We start from the raw sequence: 10,105 nt of genomic DNA on the forward strand, positions 1-10,105 counted from the left end.
GCAGGTCAACATGATCGGCTAGGGTGCCTCTGGCCGATTCCCACCCATGCCATGAGGATCCGTGACCACGCAGGAACTCGACCGCACGCCCGCGATCGCGGCCCCTTCCCTCACGGTGAACCGTGCCCGCCGCCCTGTCCTCCGCAGATCGGCCGCCGCTCTCATGGCGGCGCTGCTGGCCGCCGCCGGGCTCTGCGCGGGCGACGCCGTCGCCGGGTTCTTCCCCTTCGGGCCCGCGTCCCGCAGCATCAGCGACCTCGGCAACCAGTACGTCCCCTTCTACGCGTACTGGTGGGACGTGCTGCACGGGCACGCCCGCGGCGACCTGATCGTCAACTGGGCCTCGGGGTTCGGCTCCAGCTACCTGCCCGACGTGTTCTACTACCTGGCCAGCCCCTTCTCCCTCCTGGTCGCGCTGTTCCCCCGCGCCGAGGTCGACCTCGCCGTCTACGTGATCACCGCGGCCAAGATCGCGGCGGGCGCCGCCGTCATGGCCTGGTACCTGCGCGGGCTCCGCGTCCGCGGGCCGTTCCGTTCCGGCCTGGCGGCCGTCTTCGGCGCCGCGTACGGCCTGTGCGGCTGGGCCGTCACCGACGCGGCCTACAACCCCATGTGGCTCGACGGCCTGATCGCCTTCCCCCTGCTGTGCATCGTCGGGGAGTGGGCCATGGCCGGGCGCAGGCCGGTGCTCGGCCCGCTGTGCGTGGTGTTCGCCTTGGTCACGGGCTTCTACACCGCCGCCTTCGCGATGATCGGCGCCACCGTCGTGCTCCTCATCCGGGCGACGACCGAGGACTCGCCCCTCCGGGCCAGACTCCGCGGATCCGGGCGCGCCGCGCTGTACGTCGGAGCCGGCCTGGGGGTGGCCGCGCCCGTCGCGCTGGTGGTCTACCTCGCGGCCGCCGACGCCTGGCCCGTCACTCCCCGGCCCTTCACCTCCGTCGGCGTCTCCCCCATGCTCGGGCGGCTGCTCCCCGGCAGCTACGAGTTCAACTCCCCTGCGATCTTCGTGGGCACCTTCGCGCTCTTCGCGGCGCTCACGCTGCCGTTCAACCCGGCCGTCCGGGTGCGTGCGCGGATCGCCTGGACGGTGGCGATCGTCGCCGTTGCGGCCTCGATGTTGTGGGAGCCGACCGTCCGGATCTGGTACGCCTACACGACCCCCAACGGCAGCGCCTACCGTGAGGCGTTCGTTCTGTGCGGCATGATCGTCGTTGCGGGATGGACGTCGTTCTCCCGGGGCATGCCGAAGCCTTACGCGCTGGCGGGAGGCGCGGCGCTGCTCGGTCTCACGATCTGGGTGGCCTCCGATTGGGAGAAGGCCGCCCCGGAGATGCTCCAGTGGACCTGGGCGGTCGCGGCCGTCGGCGCCGTCCTGTACGGCGTGCTGGCGCTGGCGAAGAAGATCGGCCGGCGGACGTGGCGGATCACCTCCGGCGTCCTGCTCGTCCTGGTGGCGGCGGCGCAGACGGCCGAGACCGCGGCCAACGTCGCCGACGTCGACACCAAGCGCCAGGCGGCCCTCGGCTACTACGCCCCCTGGGGAACCTGGCACGAGCGATTGCGCGCGGCCGTGGCCTCCGCCGACGCGTGGCCGTCCTACCGTACGGACCCGGGCGAGGCCAGGGTGACCGGCAACGATCCGCAACTGGTCGGCGGCGAGGGGTCCGCCTACTACAGCAGCTTCACCTCCGTCACGCTGATCGGGATGCTCGAGAACCTCGGCTACGGCTGGATCTCCCGGGGCAGGTCGCCCAAGAGCCTCGACAATCCGGTGACGGACACGGTGTTCTCGATCGCCGCGCGGGCCCATTCGACGGTGACGGGCGCGTCGCAGTCTCGGGGCGGGGACCAGGCCGACGTGACCCTGACCCGGCGGCAGGTCGCCCCGCTGGTGACCGTGCGGCCGGACTTCCGCCCGCCGCCGCGGTACGGCGCGTCTCCGTTCCGCAACCAGGAGCTGCTGCTCGGCACGTCCGTCTACACGGTTCCCGAGGTGCGCTACGAGCGCAAGGACGGCACGGTCATCGGCACGACCGGGCCGCTGGAGACCGTTCCCGACCCGACCCCCCGCTCCTATCCGTACAACCTGTTCGCCGCCTGCGCTCCCGGCCAGGAGGTGTACCTGTACGCCCCCGACTACGCGGGCGGCGCCTCGCTGGTGGACAGTGGGATCCGGGTCGGGCTCACCGGCTCCGCCGGGCGGAACCGGGCGCCGATCGAGTGGCTGGGCACGGTTCCCGCGACGGGAAGGGTCAAGGTCAAACTCCGGCCGATGGATCGCGGGGCCGTGCCGGACCACCCCATCGCCTGCCTGGACACCGCACGCCTGGCCGACGCGGTGAGTCGTCTCCGGAGCACCGGCGCCACCCGCGTCGAGGTCTCCGGGCACACCGTCAACGCCACGCTGCCCGCCGGCAGCACGGGAACCGCGGTCATGGCCGTACCGGCGATCAGAGGATGGACCTGCGCGCTCGGGAGCGCCGGGGCCCGGCCCGCAGGCAGCTTCCTCGGGCTGGTCGCCGTGCCGCTGGACGGCAAGACGACCCGGGTGAGCTGCTCGTTCACGCCGCCGGGGCTGAAGATCGGGCTGACGATCACCGGGAGCACCGTGCTCGGCGCGGCCGCGCTCTGGATCGGCCTGTTCTTCCTGCGGCGTGCACGCCGCAGACGGGAAGAGACGGCGCCCGAGACCGCCGTGGCCTCGGGCGCCGCCCCTGCGTGATCAGCGGAGCCTGTTACCGTCAGTGCCCGTGGCCGTGCTCGGGGTACGAGCCCTGGGTCTGCGTGTTGAGCCGGTCCACGCGGACCTTGCTCGCCGAATCGGTCCGACGGTCATCGATCTTGATGACGTCGAAGCCGCGGTTGAAGTCGCTCGCGTAGACGTAGCCGTTGTAGTAGTACGCGGACCAGAACCCGCCCGAGCCCTCGGCGGCCGGACCGCGCTCGAAGTAGCCGATCTCCTTCGGGTGCGCGGAGTCGGTGAAGTCCCAGAACGACGCGCCGCCCTGGTACCAGGCCTGGACCATGATGTCGCGGCCCTTGACCGGGATGAGCGAGCCGTTGTGGGCGACACAGTTCTCCGTGTCCGCCTGGTAACGGGGGATCTTGAAGTAGCTCTTGAAGACCAGCTTGCCCTTCACGATGTCGTAGATCGCGTCGGCGCCCCGGTTGGGGCCGATGGCCTCGTTGCAGGTCGCCGCGCCGCCGCCGCCGAGCTCGTCGGTGAAGACGACCTTGGTGCCCTCGTTGTTGAACGTCGCCGAGTGCCAGAACGCGAAGTTCGGGTCGGTCGTGCGGGCCGTCACCTTGGGCTGCTCAGGGTTGCGGATGTCGAACAGCACGCCGTCGCCCATGCACGCGCCGGCCGCGATGCCCTTCTCCGGGTAGACCGTGATGTCGTGGCAGCCGCTCGTGGGGATGAGCAGGCCCGGCTGGGTCTCGTTGCCGCCGTCGGGGAACACGACCGGGGTGGCCACCACCGACGCGGACGTCGGGTTCTTCAGCGGCACCTTCACGATCGAGATCTTGTCGTGCGGCGGCAGGCAGTCGGGGAAGCTCGCCGACGGGCTGTAGGACGAGATGTACAGGTAGACGTTGTTCCGCTTCTTGTCCGGAACCAGCGTGTGGGTGTGCGAACCGCAGCTCGTCTCGACCGACTTGATGTACTTCGGGTTCGTCTTGTCGCTGACGTCGAAGATGCGGATGCCCTCCCACGACTCCTTGACCGACGCCGGCTGCCCGGTGCTGGCGCAGGAGTCGTCGTTACGTGAGGAGTCGACCGAGGCGAACAGCAGGTCGCCGTAGACCGACAGGTCCATCTGCGAACCGGGGCAGACGACGGAGCTGACCGCTTTCGCCTTCTTTGGGTTCTTGATGTCGTAGATGGAGAAACCGCCATAGTTACCGACATAGGCATAATTGCCCTGGAATGCGATGTCGGTGTTGATGGTGGCCGCGATGGCGGCCGGCTTGGGGACGTTCGTCACGTGCTCGACGTTCGAGCTCATGACGATCTCATCGGTTCCCGGGATGTCCGCGGCCTGAACGGGCATCGCAGGCAGCGCGATCGCCGCCGCCGCGCCCACCAGAACGAGGAGGCGGCCGACCGGACCGCCTCTGCGGAGGTTGGACAACACGCAGGTACCCCTCCTTGGTCGCACGCGTCCGGGCAGACGAAATATCACCAGTTCGTCACCCGAACAGGAATTTGTACGCCATCCTGCCTGCTTCCGGAAAATAGATCAACATTCCGGGTTTACCCGTTTTTCAGTATTTTGTTAGGGTGCGTGGGCACGGCTAGAGATCACAGGGAGGCTGGGTGCGCGCCGCACTCCTCACCGCCATCGTCATCGGGACGGCCACGCTCGCGGGGTGTTCGGGCTCGTCGGAGCCCACGGAGGCCCGGCCGACCGCCCCGGTCATCGCTCCCGGCAGGCCCGGCGAGCAGGCGAGGACGCTCAGTCCCACAGAGACCGTGCCGGCCGTGCCGTCCCCGTCCGCGAACGCCGCCGACGTCCTCTTCATGCAGGACATGATCGTCCACCACCGCCAGGCGCTCGACATGAGCGACCTCGCGCCGACGCGGGCCGCCTCGGACGCCGTGAAGCGCATGGCGGCCCGGATCAACGACGCCCAGGGGCCGGAGATCTCCGCGATGACCCGCTGGCTGGAGCAGCAGGGGCAGCGGCTTCCCGACCACCATGAGCTCGAGCATCACGACATGCCCGGCATGGCCACCCCCGAGCAACTGGACGCTCTACGCAAGGCCGGCGGCGCCGACTTCGACCGGCTGTTCGTGCAGCTGATGATCGCCCATCACATGGGTGCGATCACCATGGCCGCCGACGAGATGGAGAAGGGCTCCCACGTGACGGTGCAGGAGCTGGCCCAGGACATCTCGGTCACCCAAACCGCCGAAATCAACCGCCTCCGCCAACTCCAGCCATAAAGCCCCAACCCCTGCGTGATCATGCACAGGTTCGCGCGCGCACCACCCGGCCGGCACGAACCTTGTGCGTTGATCACGGCCAGGGGGTGGGGGCGGGTCAGTGGGCGTCGCGGTCGCGGCGGATGGTCACCTTGCGGCCCTTGATCGTGGTCCTCCTGAGGGCGTCGATGACCTCCTGGACGGCCGACTCGGGGATCTCGACCAGGGAGAACCGGTCGGCGATCTCGATCGCGCCGATGTCGCGCCCGCTCACCCTCGTCTCCCCCGCGATGGCGCCGACGAGGTCCTGGGGCCGGATCCGCGCGCTGCGCCCGGCCCCGACGAACAGGCGGGCCATGCCGCCCCTCGACGGGCCGCGCCCCCGCCGGTCGTCCCTCGGCCCCGCGTCGCGTCCGCCTCCGTCGCGCCGGCCGCGGGTGGGCGACAGGGCGATCTCGGGGATCTCCTCCTCGTCGGCCGCCGCACCGGTGGACTCGTGGGCGAGCTTCACCGCGGCGAGGGCCACCTCCATCACGTCGAACTCGTCGGTGAGGGTCTCGACCACGACGCGGAACCGGTCCAGGTCGTCGTCCTCGAGGAGGCTCTCGTGCAGCGCGGCCCGGGTCAGCTCGAGTCGCCGCGCCAGCAGGTCGGCGATCGTCGGCACCTTCTCGATCTCGATGCGGCTCCGGGTGACCCGCTCGATGGTCTTGAGCATGCGGTGCTCGCGCGGCTCGGCGAGCGTGATCGCCACGCCTTCCCTGCCTGCCCGGCCGACCCGCCCGATCCGGTGGACGTACGACTCGGGCGCCGAGGGGACGTCGTAGTTGATGACATGCGTGAGCTGCTCGATGTCGAGACCTCTGGCCGCCACGTCGGTCGCCACCAGCAGGTCGGCGGTGCCGGTCCGCAGGCGTCCCATCACGCGGTCGCGCTGCTCCTGGCCCATGCCTCCGTGCAGCGCCTCGGCGCGGTAACCGCGCCCGTTGAGCGTCTCGGTCAGGGAGTCGACCTCGTCACGCGTACGGCAGAACACGATCGCGGCCGTCGGCGACTCCACGTCGAGCACACGCCCGAGCGCCGCGGGCTTGTGGGACCGGGTCACGATGTAGGCGCTCTGCCGCACCAGCGGGCTCTCCCCCGTGGTGGGACGCTCGTGCTCGATCTTGATCCGTACGGGGTCGGAGAGGTGCCTGCGCGCGATCCCGTCGATGCGGGGCGGCATGGTCGCCGAGAACAGCACCGTCTGCCGGTCTTCGGGGGTGTCCTGGAGGATCGCCTCGATGTCCTCGGCGAAGCCCATGTCGAGCATCTCGTCGGCCTCGTCGAGCACGACCATCCGGAGTCCGCCCAGCGCCAGCGTGCCCCGCCCGATGTGATCGAGAGCACGCCCCGGGGTCGCGACCACCACGTCCACGCCTCGCTCCAGCGCCCGCAGTTGACGGCCGATGGGCTGCCCGCCGTAGATCGGGAGCACCCGCGCCCCGATGTCCTTGCCGTAGCGGTGCATCGCCTCCGACACCTGTACGGCGAGCTCCCGCGTGGGGACCAGGATCAGCGCGACCGGCCCGGACTCCTGCTCCCTCTCGGACATCCGCTGCAGCACGGGCAGGGCGAACGCCGCCGTCTTGCCGGTGCCGGTGGCGGCCTGTCCGAGCAGGTCACGGCCTTCGAGGAGGGGCGGAATCGCCTCCCGCTGAATGGGAGTCGGCTCCTCGTAACCGAGATCGCCGAGAGCCCGCAGAAGCTCGGGGCGCAGTGCCAGATCCGCGAAGCTCATGGCTTCGTCGGTCACGTTCACGATGTCGGGCTCCTCTGAGAACGGGCAGGTGTGCGGGGAACTGGTCCCCCCTATGATCCCCCCAACCTGACACTCCTTCGTCAGCGGGCGGCCCTCACCGGCGGAAATCCCGGCCGACGCGGCGGTGAGAGGGTCCGGCGATCAGCCGCCGGTGCGGCGCGTCCGGCCGTTGCCCGCCACCCCCGGGCGGGTGAGGCGCTCCGGATCGACCACCCTGTCGAAGAGCCGCTCGTCGACGCCGGACCTCATCGCGGCCTCCTTCAGCGTGAGGTCGTCGGCGATCGCCCGGTGTGCGATCTTCGCGGACTCGTCGTAGCCGATGACCGGGCTCAGCGCGGTCACCATCATGACCGAGCGCTCGACGTCGGACTCGAGCTTGGGAGTGTTCAGCCGCACACCTTCGACCAGATACTCCCGGAAATGATCCATCATGTCCGCTAAAATCCGGATCGAGTGAAGGACGTTGTTGATGATGACCGGCCGGAACGCGTTGAGCTCGAAGTTCCCTTCCGCCCCGGCCATCGAGACGGCCCCGTCATCGGCGATCACCTGGACGGCGACCATGAGCATCGCCTCGGCCTGAGTCGGGTTGACCTTCCCCGGCATGATCGAGGACCCCGGCTCGTTGGACGGCAGGTCCAGTTCGTGCAGGCCTGTTCGCGGGCCCGACCCCAGCCACCGCAAGTCGTTGGCGAACTTGAACAGCGACACGGCCAGGGTGCGCAGCGCCGCCGAGACGCGGACGAGCGGATCGCACGACGCCTGGGCGGCGAACCTGTTGGGCGCCCCGGTGAACGCGTGCCTGGTCAGCCTGGCGATCTCGCGGGCGACCTCGTCTCCGAAGCCGGGCGGGGCGTTCAGGCCGGTGCCGACCGCCGTCCCGCCGATCGCCAGCCTGTCGAGCCCTCGTGCCGTGGTTTTCAGATGCTCGGTGGCGTCCTCGATCTGGGCGACGTACCCCGACCATTCCTGGCCGACCGTCAACGGCGTCGCGTCCTCCAGGTGGGTACGGCCGACCTTGACCACGTGCGCCCACTCCCGGCTCTTGCGCCCGGCCGCGTCGCTCAGCCGTGACAACGCGGGCAGCAGCCGTGTCTCGAGTGCGTGGACCACCGCGATGTGCATCGCGGTGACGAAGGTGTCGTTGGACGACTGGCCCATGTTCACGTGGTCGTTCGGATGCACCGGATCCTTGCTCCCGAGGCGTCCGCCGAGCAGCTGGATCGCCCGGTTCGAGATCACCTCGTTCACGTTCATGTTCGACTGGGTGCCCGAGCCGGTCTGCCAGACGTACAGCGGGAACTCCGAGTCCAGGCGGCCGTCGATCACCTCGTCGGCCACGCGGGCGATGAGGTCGGCCTTCCAGCGGGGCATACGGCCCGCACGCCCGTTGACGTGGGCCGCCGCCTTCTTGATGTAGCCGTAGGCGTGGTAGACGGCCTTGGGCATCCGGTCGTCGCCGATGCTGAAGTGGATCAGGGAGCGTTGCGTCTGCGCTCCCCAGTAGTGGTCGGCCGGCACCTCGATCTCGCCGAGCGAGTCGCTCTCGGTGCGGGTGCCCGTCGCGTCGAGCCCGATCGGCACGTTCAGGATCCGGGGGCCGTTGCGCGTCATCGTCAGCCTCCCCTGACCCGGCGGTACTCGGGTCGCCACATCGCGTCCTCCACCTGCTGGATGACGTCGTGCAACTCCACGCGCGCGAGGTTCTCCTTCCCGGCCTCCCCGGCGACCTCGACCGCGACCAGAGCCGAGATCTCCCTGAGGTTCTCGACCTGCGGCAGCAGGGAGGCGCCCGGTGCCGACACGTCGACCAGGCTCGCCACCGCGTCGGCGGCGGCCTGGAACATGCCGTCGCTGACCCGCCGGGCACGCGAGACGGTGACGCCGAGCCCCAGGCCCGGGTACAGCAGGGCGTTGTTCGCCTGGCCGATGGCGTAGGTGACGCCCTTGTAGGTGACCGGCTGGACCGGGATCCCGGTGGCGACCAGGGCGCGGCCGTCCGTCCAGCGGATCAGGTCGCCCGGCATCGCCTCGATCCGCTCGGTCGGGTTCGACAGCGGGAAGATGATCGGCCGGTCGGTGTGGGCGGCCATCGCCCGGACGATCTCCTCGGTGAAGGCGCCGTGGACGGTGGAGGTCCCGATGAGCATGGTCGGGTGGACGCGGCCGACCACCTCGCGCAGCCCGATCCGCCCGTCCTCGCCCTGCCAGCCCGCCACCTCCGCGGCGGGCCGGGCGTAGGGGGCCTGGTAGTCCCGCAGGTCGTCCATGTCGTCGCTCAGGAGTCCCTGCTTGTCGACCGCCCAGATCATGCGGGTGGCGGACTCCTTCTCGAGGCCGGCACGCGTCATCGCGTCTCGCAACTGGTCGGCGATGCCGACGCCCGCCGTACCCGCGCCGAACACGACGATCCGCTGCTCCCTCATCGGCACGCCCGCGACCCGGGTGGCGCCCAGCGCGGCGGCGAGCACGATCGCGCCCGTGCCCTGCATGTCGTCGTTGAAGGTGCTGATCCGCGTGGTGTACCTCTCGAGGATCCGCCGGCCGTTGGACGGCCCGAAGTCCTCCCAGTGCAGCAGCGCCTTGGGGAACATGCGGGTGGCGGTGGAGACGTAGGCGTCGATGAAGTCGTCGTAGCGCTCGCGCCGCACCCGCGAATGCCTGAAGCCCACGTAGGAGGGGTCGTTGAGCAGCGCCTCGTTGTTCGTGCCCGCGTCCAGCGCGACGGCGACGACCCGGTTCGGGTGGATGCCCGCGGCGGCCGTGTAGACGGCCAGCTTGCCCACGGCGATGCCGCTGCCCCCGCCGATGCCCCAGTCGCCGATGCCCAGGATCTCCTCGGCGTCGGAGGCGACGATCAGGTCGACCTCGTCCGGCCCCAGCCCGAGGTTCTCGAAGGCCCGCTCGATGCCTCCCACGTCGTCGATTGACAGGTAGACCCCGCGCGGCCTGCGGTACTCGTGGCTGAACGCCTTGATCGCCTGGCCGACGGTGGGGTCGTAGACGACGGGGAGCATCTCCCTCAGGTGATCGGACAGCAGGCGGTAGAAGAGCACCTCGTTGCGGTCGTGCAGCGCCGTCAGATAGATGTTCTTGCGGAGGTCGTCCGGCTGGGCCTCGTACTGCTCGTACGCCCTGCGCGCCTGCTCGTCGAGTGTCTCGACGGCCGGGGGGAGCAGGCCCTCGAGCCCGAGTTCCGCCCGTTCCTCCTCCGTGAACGCCGTGCCCTTGTTCAGCAGGGGATCGCGCAGGACCTCCAGCCCGCGCGCCGGCGTGACGTAGGTCCCGTCGGTCTCCGTGAAGTTCCGTCCCCCGACTCGCTCGTTCTTCACCGCGGACACCGGGCCTCCCCGTGGCTGAAACTATGCGTTTCC

At 70.0% G+C, this 10,105-nt stretch carries 6 protein-coding genes; 2 read left to right on the plus strand and 4 right to left on the minus strand.

Annotation, left to right across the window (positions count from 1 at the left end; translation table 11 throughout):
• Positions 1-61: 61 nt before the first annotated feature.
• The gene (locus Pph01_RS09510) at positions 62-2,725 is read left to right on the plus strand and encodes a YfhO family protein (protein ID WP_204072633.1); all 2,664 of its coding nucleotides are present in this window, start codon (positions 62-64) and stop codon (positions 2,723-2,725) included.
• Positions 2,726-2,744: 19 nt separating this feature from the next.
• Here the strand turns inward: Pph01_RS09510 and Pph01_RS09515 are convergent, their stop codons facing one another.
• Complete coding sequence (locus tag Pph01_RS09515) at positions 2,745-4,055, minus strand: LVIVD repeat-containing protein (protein ID WP_204072725.1); 1,311 nt, start codon at positions 4,053-4,055, stop codon at positions 2,745-2,747.
• 266 nt (positions 4,056-4,321) lie between these two features.
• Here Pph01_RS09515 and Pph01_RS09520 point away from each other — a divergent pair, with 266 nt between their 5' ends.
• A complete protein-coding gene (locus tag Pph01_RS09520) occupies positions 4,322-4,951 on the plus strand; it encodes a DUF305 domain-containing protein (protein WP_204072634.1) in 630 nt (209 codons plus the stop codon).
• Positions 4,952-5,048: 97 nt separating this feature from the next.
• Here Pph01_RS09520 and Pph01_RS09525 read toward each other — a convergent pair whose 3' ends face one another.
• The 3 genes from Pph01_RS09525 to Pph01_RS09535 all read right to left on the minus strand — a co-directional run bounded on the left by Pph01_RS09525 (position 5,049) and on the right by Pph01_RS09535 (position 10,072).
• A complete protein-coding gene (locus Pph01_RS09525) occupies positions 5,049-6,710 on the minus strand; it encodes a DEAD/DEAH box helicase (RefSeq protein ID WP_204072726.1) in 1,662 nt (553 codons plus the stop codon).
• A gap of 162 nt (positions 6,711-6,872) precedes the next feature.
• A complete protein-coding gene (locus Pph01_RS09530) occupies positions 6,873-8,345 on the minus strand; it encodes a class II fumarate hydratase (protein ID WP_204072635.1) in 1,473 nt (490 codons plus the stop codon).
• Between the two features lie 2 nt (positions 8,346-8,347).
• Positions 8,348-10,072 carry an NAD-dependent malic enzyme gene (locus tag Pph01_RS09535; RefSeq protein WP_275412812.1) on the minus strand — a complete coding sequence of 575 codons (1,725 nt, stop codon included), beginning with the start codon at positions 10,070-10,072 and terminating at the stop codon, positions 8,348-8,350.
• Positions 10,073-10,105: the final 33 nt, after the last annotated feature.

This window comes from Planotetraspora phitsanulokensis, from assembly GCF_016863295.1.
Lineage (GTDB): Bacteria > Actinomycetota > Actinomycetes > Streptosporangiales > Streptosporangiaceae > Planotetraspora > Planotetraspora phitsanulokensis.

What these genes read in the sequence shown, in the direction of transcription:
- Pph01_RS09515 (WP_204072725.1), bottom strand. Translation starts at nt 4,055, where the DNA reads ATGCCCGTTCAGGCCGCGGACATCCCGGGAACCGATGAGATCGTCATG.
- Pph01_RS09525 (WP_204072726.1), bottom strand. Translation starts at nt 6,710, where the DNA reads ATGAGCTTCGCGGATCTGGCACTGCGCCCCGAGCTTCTGCGGGCTCTC.
- Pph01_RS09530 (WP_204072635.1), bottom strand. Translation starts at nt 8,345, where the DNA reads ATGACGCGCAACGGCCCCCGGATCCTGAACGTGCCGATCGGGCTCGAC.